20 protein-coding genes are annotated in these 15,173 nt (G+C 63.7%); 16 read left to right on the forward strand and 4 right to left on the reverse strand.

Going from position 1 to position 15,173, the window contains the following annotated elements:
- From PARACOCCUSGL_RS20285 to PARACOCCUSGL_RS21760, 3 genes are all read left to right on the forward strand, one after another.
- The coding region (locus PARACOCCUSGL_RS20285; RefSeq protein WP_010393835.1) for a lysozyme at positions 1-393 on the forward strand (393 nt) is incomplete at its 5' end.
- Positions 394-395: 2 nt separating this feature from the next.
- Positions 396-581 carry a hypothetical protein gene (locus PARACOCCUSGL_RS0105175; RefSeq protein ID WP_010393837.1) on the forward strand — a complete coding sequence of 62 codons (186 nt, stop codon included), beginning with the start codon at positions 396-398 and terminating at the stop codon, positions 579-581.
- Positions 582-737: 156 nt separating this feature from the next.
- Positions 738-944 carry a hypothetical protein gene (locus tag PARACOCCUSGL_RS21760; RefSeq protein ID WP_138918287.1) on the forward strand — a complete coding sequence of 69 codons (207 nt, stop codon included), beginning with the start codon at positions 738-740 and terminating at the stop codon, positions 942-944.
- On the opposite strand, the gene PARACOCCUSGL_RS0105190 is transcribed toward PARACOCCUSGL_RS21760, so the two are convergent.
- Positions 935-2,068: a site-specific integrase gene (locus PARACOCCUSGL_RS0105190; RefSeq protein ID WP_010393841.1), complete on the reverse strand. Its 1,134-nt coding sequence runs from the start codon at positions 2,066-2,068 to the stop codon at positions 935-937. The genes PARACOCCUSGL_RS21760 and PARACOCCUSGL_RS0105190 overlap by 10 nt on opposite strands.
- A 112-nt stretch (positions 2,069-2,180) precedes the next feature.
- Between PARACOCCUSGL_RS0105190 and dusA the strand changes: the two genes are divergently transcribed.
- Entirely contained in the window at positions 2,181-3,191 is a 1,011-nt protein-coding gene (gene dusA / locus PARACOCCUSGL_RS0105195; protein ID WP_029371558.1) for a tRNA dihydrouridine(20/20a) synthase DusA, read from the forward strand.
- On the opposite strand, the gene PARACOCCUSGL_RS0105200 is transcribed toward dusA, so the two are convergent.
- Together PARACOCCUSGL_RS0105200 and mazG are read right to left on the reverse strand one after the other, a co-directional pair.
- Positions 3,175-4,122: a phosphotransferase gene (locus tag PARACOCCUSGL_RS0105200; protein WP_010393845.1), complete on the reverse strand. Its 948-nt coding sequence runs from the start codon at positions 4,120-4,122 to the stop codon at positions 3,175-3,177. The genes dusA and PARACOCCUSGL_RS0105200 overlap by 17 nt on opposite strands.
- On the reverse strand, positions 4,094-4,897 hold the full coding sequence (mazG, locus tag PARACOCCUSGL_RS0105205) for a nucleoside triphosphate pyrophosphohydrolase (protein ID WP_029371560.1): 804 nt from the start codon (positions 4,895-4,897) through the stop codon (positions 4,094-4,096). Before mazG ends, PARACOCCUSGL_RS0105200 begins: the two co-directional genes overlap by 29 nt.
- Before the next feature lie 212 nt (positions 4,898-5,109).
- On the opposite strand from mazG, the gene yajC reads away from it, so the two are divergent.
- The 11 genes from yajC (at position 5,110) to PARACOCCUSGL_RS0105260 (ending at position 13,430) form a co-directional block, all read left to right on the forward strand.
- The gene (yajC, locus tag PARACOCCUSGL_RS0105210) at positions 5,110-5,442 is read left to right on the forward strand and encodes a preprotein translocase subunit YajC (RefSeq protein ID WP_010393850.1); all 333 of its coding nucleotides are present in this window, start codon (positions 5,110-5,112) and stop codon (positions 5,440-5,442) included.
- A 16-nt stretch (positions 5,443-5,458) separates the two neighbouring features.
- On the forward strand, positions 5,459-7,123 hold the full coding sequence (gene secD, locus PARACOCCUSGL_RS0105215; protein WP_010393851.1) for a protein translocase subunit SecD: 1,665 nt from the start codon (positions 5,459-5,461) through the stop codon (positions 7,121-7,123).
- 12 nt (positions 7,124-7,135) lie between these two features.
- Positions 7,136-8,128 carry a protein translocase subunit SecF gene (gene secF, locus PARACOCCUSGL_RS0105220; RefSeq protein ID WP_010393856.1) on the forward strand — a complete coding sequence of 331 codons (993 nt, stop codon included), beginning with the start codon at positions 7,136-7,138 and terminating at the stop codon, positions 8,126-8,128.
- Entirely contained in the window at positions 8,128-8,484 is a 357-nt protein-coding gene (locus PARACOCCUSGL_RS0105225; RefSeq protein ID WP_010393858.1) for an Mth938-like domain-containing protein, read from the forward strand. Before secF ends, PARACOCCUSGL_RS0105225 begins: the two co-directional genes overlap by 1 nt.
- Positions 8,481-9,113 carry a heme ABC exporter ATP-binding protein CcmA gene (ccmA, locus tag PARACOCCUSGL_RS0105230; RefSeq protein WP_010393860.1) on the forward strand — a complete coding sequence of 211 codons (633 nt, stop codon included), beginning with the start codon at positions 8,481-8,483 and terminating at the stop codon, positions 9,111-9,113. The genes PARACOCCUSGL_RS0105225 and ccmA overlap by 4 nt, the downstream gene beginning before the upstream one ends.
- A gap of 10 nt (positions 9,114-9,123) precedes the next feature.
- Complete coding sequence (ccmB, locus tag PARACOCCUSGL_RS0105235) at positions 9,124-9,780, forward strand: heme exporter protein CcmB (protein ID WP_010393862.1); 657 nt, start codon at positions 9,124-9,126, stop codon at positions 9,778-9,780.
- Positions 9,781-9,843: 63 nt separating this feature from the next.
- The gene (locus PARACOCCUSGL_RS0105240) at positions 9,844-10,569 is read left to right on the forward strand and encodes a heme ABC transporter permease (protein WP_010393865.1); all 726 of its coding nucleotides are present in this window, start codon (positions 9,844-9,846) and stop codon (positions 10,567-10,569) included.
- Positions 10,566-10,709: a heme exporter protein CcmD gene (gene ccmD / locus PARACOCCUSGL_RS0105245; RefSeq protein ID WP_010393867.1), complete on the forward strand. Its 144-nt coding sequence runs from the start codon at positions 10,566-10,568 to the stop codon at positions 10,707-10,709. The genes PARACOCCUSGL_RS0105240 and ccmD overlap by 4 nt, the downstream gene beginning before the upstream one ends.
- A gap of 13 nt (positions 10,710-10,722) precedes the next feature.
- Positions 10,723-11,241 carry a DsbE family thiol:disulfide interchange protein gene (locus PARACOCCUSGL_RS0105250; protein ID WP_010393870.1) on the forward strand — a complete coding sequence of 173 codons (519 nt, stop codon included), beginning with the start codon at positions 10,723-10,725 and terminating at the stop codon, positions 11,239-11,241.
- Between the two features lie 150 nt (positions 11,242-11,391).
- Positions 11,392-12,495, forward strand: a complete 1,104-nt coding sequence (gene hisC / locus PARACOCCUSGL_RS0105255; RefSeq protein WP_010393872.1) for a histidinol-phosphate transaminase — start codon at positions 11,392-11,394, stop codon at positions 12,493-12,495.
- On the forward strand, positions 12,495-13,430 hold the full coding sequence (locus PARACOCCUSGL_RS0105260) for a prephenate/arogenate dehydrogenase family protein (protein WP_010393874.1): 936 nt from the start codon (positions 12,495-12,497) through the stop codon (positions 13,428-13,430). Before hisC ends, PARACOCCUSGL_RS0105260 begins: the two co-directional genes overlap by 1 nt.
- An 8-nt stretch (positions 13,431-13,438) precedes the next feature.
- On the opposite strand, the gene PARACOCCUSGL_RS0105265 is transcribed toward PARACOCCUSGL_RS0105260, so the two are convergent.
- Positions 13,439-14,446, reverse strand: coding sequence for a DUF2125 domain-containing protein (locus tag PARACOCCUSGL_RS0105265; protein ID WP_010393877.1), 1,008 nt, complete (start codon positions 14,444-14,446; stop codon positions 13,439-13,441).
- A 93-nt stretch (positions 14,447-14,539) separates the two neighbouring features.
- Between PARACOCCUSGL_RS0105265 and PARACOCCUSGL_RS0105270 the strand changes: the two genes are divergently transcribed.
- On the forward strand, positions 14,540-15,094 hold the full coding sequence (locus PARACOCCUSGL_RS0105270; RefSeq protein WP_010393879.1) for a gamma-glutamylcyclotransferase: 555 nt from the start codon (positions 14,540-14,542) through the stop codon (positions 15,092-15,094).
- Positions 15,095-15,173 lie beyond the last annotated feature (79 nt).

Raw genomic sequence — 15,173 nt, forward strand, 5'->3', positions numbered from 1 at the left:
ACGATCACGAAAGCCGATGCCCGGACGATTCTCACCCGCGACCTGCCCCGGTATGAGGCAGATGTAACCCGGCTGGTCCGCGTTCCGCTGAATGAAAACCAGTTCGGCGCACTGGTCAGCTTTACCTACAACCTCGGGGCCGGAAATCTCACCTCATCTACGCTGCTGCGCAAGCTGAACGCCGGGGACTATGCCGGTGCGGCTGCGGAGTTTCCGACGTGGAACAAGGCCGGTGGCAAGGTCCTGAACGGGCTGGTTCGCCGCCGTGCAGCGGAACGGGCGCTGTTTGAGAAGCCGGTGACGGTGCCGGAAAGAAGCGCGACCACGGCACCGTCAGGCGGGATTGTGGCCGCTATCGTCGCACTTCTCAAGGCCATGTTTGGGGGGAAATGAGCATGTTTCTTTATATCCGAGTCGCGCTTTACGTGTTCTTCGGCTGGCTGGCCGGGGCCGGGATCGGCTCCATCGATCCGACAGGGCGGGTGTTCAGCATCGAGATTGACCGGCTGGCTGAGTGGCTGGTGAGCGGCCTTGGTATCGCCGCCACCTTCGCTGTGTCGCGCTTTGCCAAACACCGGTGACGGCCATGCTGTTTTCGCGCCTGAAAGCGGCGCTGGCTGGCCTTGCGTTGCTCCTGCTGGGTCTCGGAGGGGCGTGGCTGAAAGGCCGCTCTGCGGGGCGCTCAGAGGCCCGCGCGGGCGAGGATCGAGCTTACCGGGAAACGAGGGAGAGAATCGATGCGGTTGATAATTCTGCCCGCTTGTCTGACGATGACGTTACTCGCCGGTTGCGCCAGCACGCAGGTCAGCCAAAGCGCGATCTGTGACGCTACGGGCGCATCACGGCGGGCACTGGCTGATGCGCTGCTGACCGATGGCGGCCCTCGCAGTCAGCGCGCCGGTCTGCGGCTGCTGGATCAGATAGCGGCGGGGTGTCACCCCTGACGCCGGGCGCGGTTTTTGATCGAGTCTTGATCCGACAGGGCTTTTTGCGTTTCAGGCGCGATCTTGTCGAGCCATGCCCACCCGGCCCATTTGTCGCCGGTAGCCCGCAGATGGCTATACCTCTGCAAGCTTGGCCAACTCCGATGGCCCGAGACGCTTGCGGCCTGCGGGATCGTTTTTCCCATCTCGAACAGCCGCGACACGCCTTCGTGGCGCAGGTCGTGAAAATGCAGGTCCTCGATGCCAAGCAGCTTGCATGCCCTGGTGAACGCGGTGCTCACCGCATCGGTTGTGTAGGGAAAGATGCGGCTGTTCTCGACCGGCATGGTCTTGACGATCCGCTCGGCCTCGGGCGGCAGGTCAACCCAGATATCGTTCCCTTCCTTCTCTCCGGGATGCTTCATGTCGCGCACCAAGATGCGGCCGGCTTCGAGATCCGCCCAGGTGAGGCTCACGATCTCCTCTTGGCGTCGGGTCGAGAAGATCGCAAAGGCGCAGATCTTATGCATGGGAAGCGCGCGGCCTTTGCGCCAGCGGTCCTCGAAATGCGCCATCAGCCGGTCGATCTCGTTGACGGTCGGTCGGCGGTCCCGCTTCTTGGATTTGCCGATCAACCCCAGGCTCTTGCAAACCGCAGTCGCTGATCGCATCTCGGCCGGGTCGAGCGGCATCTTCCATGCCGGTTCTGCAATGGCGAATATCGCGGACAGATGCGAAAGATAGTTCCCGACCGTCTGCGGTTGTCGGCCACCCTCGGTCAGCTCCTGGGCGAACTCGACCAGCTTCTGGGAGGTTACGGCAGAGCAGGGCAGGGCAGCTATTTCAAACGACCTGATCGCTTTCAGCACCTGAGCCTTCGTCTTGCCGATCTGCTTGGTGGACGTCTTGGTGTATTTGTCGATCGCATCCGCTAACGTGGCGCCGCCGGTGCGTGCGCCCTCCAGCTTCTCGAAGCCGCCCGGCTTCTTTAGCTCGGCTTCCTTTCGGCGCAACCAAGCCTCTGCAGCGGCTCGCCTTTCGAAGGTCGAAGACGCAGACGCCTTCTTGCCGTCTCGCATTACCCTGACCTGTGCGGTATAGACGACAGATCCGTCTTTCAGGCGGCGCTCGGTGATAGTCCCCATCGGATTTGCTAATGCCTCTGCGATTCTTGCTAACCGTAAGCAAAGCAAAAACCGGAACAGGATAAAACCAGCAAAAACAACATGAGATCGGACGGCATAAGCAGTGCCCGAAATGACTAAAACTAGTTATTTTTCAAATAAAAACAACGGCTTTATGCTTTCGGTCGCGCCGATGATGGACTGGACCGACAGCCTGTGCCGGCGCATCCATCGGCGGCTGTCGCGTCACACGCTGCTTTATACCGAGATGGTGACCGCTCCGGCGCTGGTTTACGGCGACCGGGCAAAGCTTTTGGATTTTGACGTTGCCGAACATCCGGTTGCGCTGCAACTTGGCGGATCAGACCCTGCCCAACTGGCCGAGGCCGCGCGCATCGGTGCTGAATGGGGTTATGATGAGATCAACCTGAATGTCGGCTGCCCCAGCGACCGGGTACAATCGGGCTGTTTCGGTGCGGTTCTGATGACGCGTCCCGAACTTGTCGCGGAATGTGTCGCGGCGATGATCGCGGCAAGCCCGGTCGAGGTGACAGTGAAATGCCGTATCGGCGTCGATAATCAAGCGCCCGAGGCGGTGCTGCCCGATTTCATCGCCCGCGTGCGCGACGCCGGTGTACGCCGCCTGACCATTCACGCCCGCAAAGCCTGGTTGCAAGGTCTGTCCCCGCGTGAAAATCGTGAAGTCCCGCCACTGGATTATCCCCTGGTTCATCGCATGAAGCAGCAGTTTCCTGAACTGCATCTGTCGATCAACGGTGGCATTGCGACGCTTGATGCAACGCGCGAGCATCTGGCGGTGATGGATGGGGTGATGATCGGCCGCGCCGCATATCACCAGCCGTGGGAGGTTCTGGGTCAGGCCGACCGGCTGTGGGGCACAGAGCCGCCATTCTCTGATCCGCTGGCGGCGGCACAGGCGCTGCGCGAACTGGTCGAGACGCATCTGGATCGTGGCGGGCGGCTGCATCAGGTGACACGTCATATGCTTGGCCTGTTTCACGGCCGCCCCGGGGCGCGAGGCTGGCGGCGGCAATTGTCGGAAGGCGCCTCTCGCGCCTGTAACCGGGCCGAGGCGCTTGCCGTCTATGACGCGGCGCTGGCCGAGGTCATGGCTCCGGCCTGAGCAGCCCGTCCGTCTCTGCCCATGCCCGCATGGCCCGCATCAGGGTCTCGCGCCGCGATGACTGGCGGGTCGTATCAAGATAATGCGCCAGGATCAGATCCCCGATCAGAAAGCGCAGAATGGGCAACTGATCGGCAGGCAGCAAACCCGGCACACGGGTCAGGGCGCGCCAGTCGGGCAGGGCGATCCCGTCCCGGACCCGCGCCGCGGGCCGCTTGCGTCGGCTTTCCAGCCAGACCAACAACCGGGCCATATCACGGGCCAGCGCCATCTCTGCCGCGCCCTCCATATCAATGCCGGTCAGGCGCAGGACGCCGGGGCGCAGCTCTTCGGCAAAGATATTATCCGCAGTCAGATCGCCATGGCTCAGCCCGCGCTCGACCGGAAGACCGCGCAGCCCTGGCACCTCGGCACGCATCCGGCCCAGATGGGCTTCAACCAAAGCGCGATCTATCCAGCCGCCCCAGGCGACCTCTGCCTGCGCCTCGGCCCTGCCAAGCCAGAAGCGCGGGCCAAACCTGCCACGGCTGCGGCTTGTCCGGGCAAGCGCACGCAGCCATTCCCCCATACGGGTGATCAGGGTTGCGCGCCGCGCCGGCCCGGCCTGAGCCAGCATCTCGGCCAGGGGACGGCCCGGCGCAGGGGCCGTGATCAGAATGCCATGCTCGGGCAAGGCAAGCAGGGGCGACACGACACAATCAAGCGGCCCGTCCAGAACCTGCGCCACCTGCTTCAACCGTGTCTCTGCCCGTTGCACGCGGTCAGCGGGATCGGCGCCGCGAAACAGCTTCAGCCACGCCGGGCGACCGTCCAGCCGGATTTCAAGCACCATGCGGTCGGGCCGGTCGCGCACAAGCCGCAACGGCTCGACCCCCGGCAGGGCCGCAAGCGCGGCCAGCGGATCAGACCCGCTCGGCAGCCTTGGCCTCATTCCACAGTGCATCCATCTCGGCCAGGTCGCTATCCTCGGGACGTCGGCCCTGAGCGGCAAGCGCAGTTTCGATCGACTGGAAGCGGCGCGTGAACTTGGCATTGGCCAGGCGCAACGCCTCTTCGGGGTCAATCTTCAGGTGGCGGGCAAGATTCGCCATGACAAACAGCAGATCGCCGAATTCTTCGGTCAAATGGGCGTGATCGGCACTGTCGCGCGCCTCGACCAGTTCGCGGGTTTCTTCGGCGATCTTGTCCAGCACTTCGGCGGGGCCGGGCCAGTCAAAGCCGACACGGGCGGCGCGGTTTTGCAGCTTGATCGCCCGGGTCAACGCGGGCAGGCCAAGCGCCACGCCATCAAGCACGCCCTTTTCCGCCTTGGCGGCGCGTTCGCGTGCCTTGATCTCTTCCCAGTCCTTGATCTGTTGCTCGGCCGATTTGTCGCGGGATTCGTCGCCAAAGACATGAGGATGGCGAAAGATCAGCTTGTCCGAGACCGCGCGCACCACGTCGGTAAAGTCGAACATTCCGGCCTCGGACGCCATCTGCGCGTGAAAAACGACCTGCAAAAGCAGATCGCCCAGCTCTCCCGGCAGCTCATCCCAGGCCTCGCGCGCGATGGCATCGGCGACCTCATGCGCCTCTTCTATCGTATAGGGCGCGATCGAGGCAAAATCCTGCTCGATATCCCAGGGGCAGCCAGCCTGCGGGTCGCGCAGCGCCACCATGATCGCAAGAAGGCGGCGGATGCCGGTCTTGTCCGCCGTCTCGCGCATCAGCGCGGGATGGGTGGCCTTGTCCTCTGTCATGATCGAACCCCTTTGCTCGGCGCAGGCTGCATTGACCTGCCATATGCGCGGCCCCATGTCCACGCCATCGCACCAAAGCGCGCGTTCGGCTTTCTTGCCATCGCCTGCCGCCGCAGATAGGGTGCGCGCCAATTCCGCCGGGGGATTGCCCGGAGAACGACAGCACAGGGATAGACTTAATGCTCGTGACCCCCGCCTATGCTCAGGCCGCAGGAGGCGCCGGTGGCGCCGCCGGACTTGCCTCGTTCCTTCCGCTGATCCTGATCTTTGTGATCATGTATTTCCTGATGATCCGCCCGCAGCAAAAGCGGATGAAGGAACATCGCGCCATGATCGAGGCCCTGAAAAAGGGGGATGAGATCGTGACCCAGGGCGGCCTTGTCGGCAAGATCACCTCGGTGCGCGACAATGAGCTTGAGGTCGAGATCGCCGCGGGCGTCAAGGTTCGTGTCATCCGCTCGACCGTGACCGGGCTTGTAAACCGCACCCAACCTGCCGCCGCCAACAGCTGAGACCCCGTCAGACACCATGCTGGACATCCCCCTCTGGAAGCGTCTGCTGATCCTGGGCATCACTGCCCTGGGTCTGCTCTGCGCGATGCCGAACCTGTTTTACAGCCGGGTCGAGCAGCATAACGACGCCATTGCCGCCGTTGAACGTAACGGGTTCGAGACCCCCGAAGAGGCCGAGGCCCGCGCCGGCTGGCCGGACTGGCTGCCATCAGGGCTGGTCAACCTTGGCCTCGACCTGCGCGGCGGAGCCCATCTCCTGGGCGAGGTGCATGTCCAGGATGTCTATAAGGCGCGCATGGACGCATTGTGGCCCGAGCTGCGCGACGCGCTGGTTGCTCAGCGCGAAGTCGTCGGAGCAGTCCGCCGCGTGCAGGCCCCCGACGGGCAGCTGGCAGTCGAGATCGGCAACCCCGATCAGATGGCCAAGGCGGTCGAGATCGCCCGCGGCCTTGCCACGCCCGTCACCTCTCTGTCAGGGGCTGGGCAAAGCGATCTTGCGGTTTCGGCAAATGGCAGCCGCCTGATCGTGCAGCTGTCGGATGCCGAAAAGGCTGCGACCGATGATCGCACCGTCCAGCAATCGCTGGAAATCGTCCGCCGCCGCATCGACGAGGTCGGCACGCGCGAGCCGACGATCCAGCGTCAGGGCAAGGATCGCATCCTGATCCAGGTGCCCGGCATCGGCTCGGCCGAAGAGCTGAAGGAGCTGATCGGCACCACCGCGCGGCTGACCTTTAACCCGGTGATCAGCCGTACCAGCGACGCCAATGCGCGCCCGGGCATGGGCAATGTCCTGTTGCCCTCGATGGATGAGCCCGGCGTCTACTACATCATCGAGGAAAGCCCCGTCGTCACCGGCGAGGACCTGACCGACGCGCGACCAAGTTTTGACCAGAACGGCCAGCCTTCGGTCGATTTCCGCTTTGGCCCGTCGGGTGCCAAACGGTTTGGTGCCTATACCTCGGCCAATATCGGTCAGCCCTTTGCCATCGTTCTGGACGATCAGGTGATTTCGGCCCCGGTAATCCGGCAGGCCATCACGACCGGTTCGGGTCAGATCTCGGGTTCCATGAATGTCGAGGATTCGACCCGGCTTGCTGTGCTGTTGCGCGCTGGCGCCCTGCCGGCCGAGATGACCTTCCTGGAAGAGCGCACGATCGGCCCGGAACTGGGGCAGGACTCGATCGACGCGGGCAGGCTTTCCTCGGTAATCGCCACGGTCGCGGTCGTGGCCTATATGATCGCAAGCTACGGGTTCTTCGGCGCCATCGCCTCAATTGCGGTGATCATCAACGTCGTCCTGATCCTTGCGGTCATGTCGATGATGGGCGCGACGCTGACCCTGCCGGGCATCGCCGGCATCGTGCTGACCGTCGGCACCGCCGTTGACGCCAACGTCATCATCTATGAGCGTATCCGCGAAGAACTGCGCGCCGGCAAGCGGGTGGTCAAGGCCATCGACGACGGCTTTAATGAGGCCATGAGTGCGATCATCGACGCCAACGTGACCAGTTTCATCGCGGCGATGGTGATGTTCTTCCTTGGCTCGGGACCGGTCAAGGGCTTTGCGGTCACGCTGACCATCGGCCTTGTCACCTCGGTCTTTACCGCAATCTACCTGACGCGGCTGATGATCGTGTTCTGGCTGCAGTGGCGCAAGCCCAAAGAACTGATCCTGTAAGGGAGCAAGACCATGGCATTTCGTCTGAAACTCGTTCCCGACAACACCAGCTATAACTTCTTTCGCTGGCAGTGGCTGACCTTTGGTATCTCGGCGCTGGCAATGGTCGCCTCGGTGGTGATCGTTCTGGTCATGGGGCTGAACTTTGGCATCGACTTCAAGGGCGGCACCACCATCCGCACCGAAAGCCCGACCGCATTCGAGGTCGGGGATTATCGCCAGGCACTGAACAATCTGGACCTTGGCGATGTCTCGATCACCGAGGTCTTTGACCCCAGCTTTGGCGAAACAAAGCATGTGGCAATGGTTCGCATCGGCTCCACCGACAAGACCGGATCGGTCACGCCGGAACAGCTGAACGAGATCAAGGCGGCGCTGAAAACCGTCGATCCCGAGGTCGCCTTTCCCGCTGTGGAATCGGTCGGACCCAAGGTCTCGGGCGAGCTGGTCATGACGGCCTTCTACGCCGTGGGCGCAGCGACGCTTGGCATCATGCTGTATATCTGGCTGCGCTTTGAATGGCAGTTCGCGCTTGGCGCGGTCGTCTCGATCCTGCATGACGTGCTGCTGACCGTCGGGATCTTTTCGCTGTTCCAGCTCAAATTCGACCTGACCACCATCGCGGCGCTGCTGACCACGCTTGGCTATTCGGTCAACGACACCGTGGTCGTCTTTGACCGGCTGCGAGAGAACCTGATCAAGTTCAAGACCATGCCGCTGATCGACGTCATGAACCTGACGGTGAACGAGACGCTGTCGCGTACCATCATGACCGCCGTCACCACTGCGCTGGCGCTTGGCGCGATGATGATCTTTGGCGGCGACGTGATCCGCGGCTTTGTGTTTGCGATGCTTTGGGGCGTGTTCGTCGGCTGCTATTCGACGATCTATGTCGCCAAGAACATCGTGCTGTGGCTGGGCGTCAAGCGTGACTGGACCAAGCCCGGTCCCAAAGAGAAATCCGACGTCGAGGATATCCCCGCCGCATTCCGGGATGCCCCCTGATGCCGACGATGGTGCCGACCGAGTTTTCCGGGGCCGTTCCGATTGACGGCTATGGTCCCGGCTTTTTCCGCGTCGGCGGCACCATCCATCATGGCGCGGTGATCGTCACCCCCGAAGGCGCGCAGCCCTGGGGCGGGCTGACCGATCATGCCGCACTGCTGGCGCTCGCCGGACGGGTTGATGTCCTTTTCCTTGGTATGGGCGCAGATATTGCCTTTCCCCCGGCCGGACTCAGCGCCGCGCTGGAAGAGGTGGGGATCATGGCCGAACCAATGAGCTCCCCCTCAGCCGCGCGCAGCTATAACGTCACGCTGTCCGAAGGTCGGCGCGTGGCCTGTGCCCTGATCCCGCTATGAGCCTGCTTGCCGTCCGCGACCTTGCCGTGGCGCGCGGCGGATTGCGGGCTGTCGAGGGCGTTTCCTTTCAGCTTGCTGCCGGGCGCGCGTTGGTGTTGCGTGGCCCGAACGGTATCGGCAAAACCACGCTTTTGCGTACGCTCGCCGGGCTACAGCCCGCGGTCGAGGGTGTGATCGAGGCCGCGCCCGACAGCATGGCCTATTCCGGCCATGCCGATGGGCTGAAATCGACCCTGACCGTGGCCGAAAACCTGCGCTTCTGGGCCCAGATCTTTGGACGGCAGGACATCGACCCGGCGCTGGATGCCATGAACCTGCGCGAACTTGCATCCCGCCCGGCGCAGGCGCTTTCAGCGGGACAAAAGCGGCGGCTTGGGCTGGCGCGGATGATGGTGACGGGCCGTCCGGTCTGGCTGCTGGATGAGCCGACGGTTTCGCTTGACCACGATTCGGTGGCGCTTTTTGCCGCAATGCTGCGCACCCATCTGGGGCAGGGGGGTGGCGCAATCATCGCGACCCATATCGACCTTGGCCTGCCCGAGGCCGATATCCTGGACCTTGGCCCGTGGCGCGCAACAAACAGCCGCCGCGAATCGCGTCCCGCCGGGTTCAATGAGGCTTTTGCATGAGGACCGGGCGATGATGGCGCTGTTGATCCGCGATCTGCGGCTGGCCACCCGCGCCGGTGGGGGCTTTGGCCTTGCGCTTGCGTTCTTTCTGATCGTCTGCACGTTGGTCCCCTTTGGCGTCGGACCCGAGGGCGGGCAGCTGTCCCGGATCGCCCCGGGGATCCTGTGGGTGGGGGCGCTGCTGTCATGCCTTCTGTCGCTGGACCGTATCTTTGCGCTTGATCACGATGATGGCAGCCTTGATCTGCTTGCCACGGCCCCCCTGCCGATGGAGGGGATGGTCGCGATCAAGGCGCTGGCGCATTGGCTGGTCACCGGCCTGCCGCTTGCGCTGTCGGCACCGGTCTTTGGCCTGCTGTTGCACCTGCCGGGGCCGGCCTATCCCTGGCTGGTCGCGTCCCTGATCCTCGGCACTCCGGCGCTGTCGATGCTGGGCGTCTTTGGCGCAGCGGTGACGGTCGGGCTGCGGCGCGGTGGGCTGCTTCTGTCACTACTGGTCCTGCCCCTTTATGTACCGACACTGATATTCGGCGCCGAAGCGGTGCGGCGCGGTGTCGCAGGGGCAGACCCGATGACGGCTCTGGTCTTTCTGGCCGCGATTACGCTTTTCGTGCTGGCACTGGTGCCTTTCGCCGCTGCTGCCGCATTGCGCGTCAACCTGCGGTAAGAGCGGCGTGACTGCGACCTAAGCGCACTTGAGCGAAAACCGAGCACGGGCTAGGGAGAAGCCATGTCGATCTGGGAATATGCCAACCCTGTCAAGTTCATGCGCACTTCGGGCGCAGCCCTGCCATGGGTGGTGGCCGGGGCAGCGATCTGCACCATTGCCGGGCTGATCTGGGGCTTTCTGACGCCGCAGGATTACAAGCAGGGCGCGACGGTCAAAATCATCTTCCTGCACGTGCCGGCAGCACTTATGGCGATCAACATCTGGCTGATGATGCTGGTCACCTCGCTGATCTGGCTGATCCGCCGCCATCATGTCAGTGCGCTTGCCGCCAAGGCGGCCGCACCGGTTGGTGCGGTAATGACATTGATCGCACTGATCACCGGGGCGGTCTGGGGCCAGCCCATGTGGGGAACCTGGTGGGAATGGGACCCGCGCCTGACCTCGTTCCTGATCCTCTTTCTGTTCTATCTGGGCTATATGGCCCTGTGGGAGGCGGTCGAGAATCCCGACAGCGCCGCCGACCTGACCGGAGTTCTGTGCCTTGTCGGTTCGGTCTTTGCGCTGCTTTCACGCTATGCGGTCAACTTCTGGAATCAGGGTCTGCATCAGGGCGCCTCACTGTCCCTCGCGCCGGGCGAACGGATGTCGGCGGTCTATCGCTACCCGCTTTATCTGACCATGGCAGGGTTTTTCCTGCTGTTTCTGGCGCTTTTGCTGATCCGCACCCGGACCGAGATCCGCCGCCGCCGGCTGGCCGCGCTGCTGGCAAGGGAGAACCGTACATGACCGAACTTGGCAAATACGCCTCGACTGTGCTGACCGCCTATGGTGCCAGCCTCGTCCTGCTGGCCGCACTTATCGTCCAGACCGTGCTGGCCAATGCCCGAGCCCGCCGCGCGCTTGAGGAGCATGAACGCCGTGGCTAAGTTTTCTCCGTTGATGCTGGTTCCGGTGGTGGTTTTCGCCGGCTTTGCCGCCTTGGCCGGATGGTCGCTGATGCGCGACAACCCAAATGCGCTGCCCACAGCCCTTGCCGGACGCGAGGCTCCGTCGGTCGGAGAAACGACGCTGCCCGGCAAGACCCGGCTGACTGACGAAATGCTGCGTCAGCCGGGGGTCAAGATTGTGAACTTCTGGGCAAGCTGGTGCCCCCCTTGCCGCGCCGAACACCCGACCCTGACCGAGCTTTCCAAGCGCCTGCCGGTCTATGGCGTCGACCTTAAGGATCCCGAGCGGGCCGCGCTTGGCTTTCTGTCCGAACATGGCGATCCCTATAAGGCGCTTGCCACTGATCCACGCGGGCGGGTGGCAATCGACTGGGGTGTGACCGCACCACCCGAGACCTTTATCATCGACGGCAACGGTCGCATCCTTTACCGCCACGCTGGCCCTCTGGTGCGTGAGGATTACGCCAACCGCTTCCTGCCCGAGCTTGAAAAGGCGCTTGCCGCCGAGTGACGGCAGCCGATTGCACCTTTCCAGGACCGGACCGGGCAAAGCCGCCGCCTTGCGCATATATTTCCAGGACGTCGTCGCCCGACCGTCGCGGTAAGCCTTTCCAAGCCCTGCGCCGGGCGCTAAGACACCCGGGCTTGCAAGAGGGCCGTCATGTCGCAGAACCAGCCGACCATCGCTCCGCAACCCGGCATCATGGAGATCTCGCTTTACGAAGGCGGGGCCTCAAAGGTGGCGGGGGTCGAGAATGTCGTGAAGCTTTCCTCGAACGAAAACCCCTTTGGCCCGTCCGAAAAGGCGCGCGAGGCGGTGATCCGCGCCGCCCATTCGCTGCACCGTTACCCAAACACCGATCACGCCGGGCTGCGCGCCGCAATCGGCGAGGTTCACGGGCTTGATCCCGACCGCATCATCTGCGGCGTCGGGTCAGACGAGATCATCCATTTCCTTTGCCAGGCATATGCCGGGCCCGGAACCGAGGTTCTGTTCACCGAACATGGGTTCCTGATGTATCGCATTTCGGCCCACGCGGCGGGCGCGACACCGGTGCAGGTGCGCGAACGCGACCGGGTCACCGATGTCGACGCGCTGATTGCCGGCGCGACCGAGCGCACGCGGCTGATCTTTATCGCAAACCCGAACAACCCCACCGGCACGATGATCGGCCTGCCGGAACTTGAGCGGCTGGCCCGCGCGGTACCACATGCGATCCTGGTGATCGACGCTGCATATGCTGAGTATGTCGAGGGTTATGACGGCGGCGCCGAACTGGCGACCCGCTTGCCCAACGTTTTCATGACCCGGACGTTTTCCAAAATCTACGGTCTGGGCGGACTGCGGGTTGGCTGGGGCTATGGCCCACGCGAAATCATCGACGTGCTCAATCGCATCCGCGGTCCCTTCAACCTTTCGAATGTTGCGCTGGAAGGGGCCGAGGCGGCCGTGCGCGACCGCGAACATATCGCCCGCTGCCAGTCCGAAAACACCCGGCTGCGCGCGTGGCTGGCCGAGGCGCTGGCTGAAAAAGGCGTGCCCTCGGACACCTCCTGTGCGAACTTCCTGCTCGCACGCTTTGCCGATGCCGACACCGCCGGGGCTTGCGACGAATACCTCAAGGCGCAGGGGCTGATCGTGCGCCGCGTGGCAGGCTATGGGCTGCCGCATTGCCTGCGTATCACCATCGGGGACGAGGCCTCATGCCGCCGGGTCGCCCATGTCATCGGCCAGTTCATGTCTGAACGCGCGGAGAGGGGCTGATGGGCACCGTTGTCTACGACCGCGTCGCGCTGATCGGGCTGGGGCTGATCGCCGGGTCGATGTCGCTTGCCATGCGCAAAGCCGGGCTGGCGGGCGAAATCGTCGGCCATGCCCGCAGTGCCGAAACCCGTGACATTGCGCGGGAAATCGGACTGGTTGACCGCATTACCGAAACCGCAGCCGAGGCGGTGCAGGACGCCGATCTGATCGTGCTGGCTGTGCCTGTCGGCGTGATGGGCGCTGTCGCCGCCGAAATCGCACCGCATCTGAAGCCGGGTGCGACCGTAACCGATGTCGGCTCGGTCAAGCAGGCGGTGATCGAGGCCGTCTCACCCCATATCCCCGCCGGCGTACATTTCATCCCCGGCCACCCGCTGGCAGGGACCGAACATTCCGGCCCGCGTTCGGGCTTTGCGACCCTGTTTCGCAACCGCTGGTGGCTGCTGACCCCAGTCGGGGGCAGCGAGCCGGCAGCGGTCGAACGGCTTGCGATGCTGATCCGCACCATGGGCGCCAATGTCGAGGAAATGGACGCCGCCCATCACGATCTGGTGCTGGCAGTGACCAGCCACACCCCGCACCTGATAGCCTATACGATGGTTGGTGTCGCCGATCACCTCAAGCGCATCACTGAAAGCGAAGTGATCAAATATTCCGCCGCGGGCTTTCGGGATTTCACCCGCATTGCCGCATCAGACCCGACCATGTGGCGCGATGTGTTTCTGCAAAACAAGGATGCGGTTCTGGACATCCTTGGCCGCTTTACCGAAGAGCTGTTCGTTCTGCAGCGCGCGATCCGCATGGGCGACGGGGCGCATCTGCATGACTACTTTACCCGCACCCGGGCCATTCGCCGCGGCATCATCGAGGCCGGGCAGGACACTGCCGCCCCGGACTTCGGCCGCAGCCTGACCGAGCCCCCCGGAAAATCCTGAAGCGTGCCCTAGCGGCGCGGAAAGACCGGGGCGGGGCCCAACGGCACCGGGCCAAGGCTCATCTTGCCACCAGAAAGGGTCAGGGGCAGGCGCAGTTCACCCTGATTCGCCGGGGGAAACTGAAAACCGTCCTCGTCGGGCAGGGGCAGGGTGGCGATGTTTTTCAATATCGTACCAGCCAGCACGACGGCCTTTGGCGAGATCAGCCCGGCATCTGCGGCCACCTGCAACAGCGGCTCGGCATCTGCTGTGTAAAGCGCGATCTGTCCCGCCGCATAACCCTGATCATCAGCCACGATTCTGCCCATCACCCGCATCCGTAATTTACCGAGCTGAATATCGGCAGAATCCAGCCGCAGCCCGAGTGGCAGAGGTTCAGGACCCGCCGCCAGACTTGCCGGTGCGGGCAGGGCGTCGAGCCAGATCTTGCCCGCTGCGTTCAGGCTTAACCGGCCGGGAAGAGACTGGAGAGCGGCAAATCCGGGCTCCAGCTCTGCAAGGCGCAGGTCCAGATCATAGGTGGCAGCCGTGCCCTGCGGCGCATCCTGCCCGACCTTGGTCAGCCGGGCATCGGCCTGAAGGGACTTGGCTAATTCAGCGCCATCAACTGACACCGGACCAGAGGTCAGCCCGACCGAGCCAACCCCGAACCCCTGCAACGGCTTGACGCTCAGCCGCGCCGATGCGTCAGCAAGCCCCAGTTCCAGCGGCCCGGCGCCGGGGTCAAGCGCCACTTGCGGCGGCAGGGTCAGCCGCATCTCTGTCAGGCGCAGCGGGTTCAGCCACAGATCAGCCCAGGGCAGGTCCACCGTCCCGGATGCCGTGCGGAGTCTCAGATCGGATACCCGCACGCCAATCCGCCCAGCCTCGCGCAGTTCGCGGGTACCGCCCAGCTCGACCGACGGCTGCTCGGCCGCCACCTGTTCAAGCTGACGGGCCAGCAATGTTTCCCCGCCCAGCCAGATTCCGCCCAGGATCAGGGCAGACAGGGCAAGAATGACAAGCAGTCGGCGCATCCTGATCCTCATCGCAAACCGGCATCTTGGAACGCCGGCCAGCCTGTCCTAAGTCTTTTCCTCCAGAACGATCTAGCACATCGGGGGTAAAGAATGGGTGAACGGCCGGAGCATTGGGTCTTTGCCTATGGCTCACTGATGTGGGACCCGGGCTTTCCGGTAGCCGAGATGATGCCGGGCCGGCTTGAGGGCTATGCCCGCAGTTTCTGTCTGCTTTCGGTGGTTTATCGCGGTACGGTCGATGTGCCCGGGCTGGTCCTTGGCCTGGACGCCGAACCGGGCGCCCATTGCCGGGGCCTGGCACTGCGCGTGGCCGAGCCGGACTGGGACGAAACCCTTGCCGGTCTGCGCGCCCGCGAACTGACGACCAATGCCTATGCCGAACTGACCCTGCCGCTTGCACTTGATGATGGCAGGCGGGTCGAGGCTGTCACTTATGTGATCCGCCGCGATCACGACCAATATGCCGGCGTAATTGACCTGCAGGAACAGGCCCGGATCATCGCCCGCGCACATGGCGGGCGCGGGCCGAATGCCGATTACCTGTTCAACACCGCCCGCCATCTTGAGCAGATGGGAATCAAGGACCGCGCGATGGAGGAGCTGGTTCGCAACGTCCGCGATCTGCTTCAGCCGCGCCGGGAATAGTATGGCCCGCCCTTCGTGGCGCTTGGCAGCCGCGATTGCGGATTCTACAGTCGAGCCGAACGCAGCAAGGGGGTCGAAC

The organism is Paracoccus sp. TRP (assembly GCF_000185925.1).
GTDB classification, from domain to species: domain Bacteria; phylum Pseudomonadota; class Alphaproteobacteria; order Rhodobacterales; family Rhodobacteraceae; genus Paracoccus; species Paracoccus kondratievae.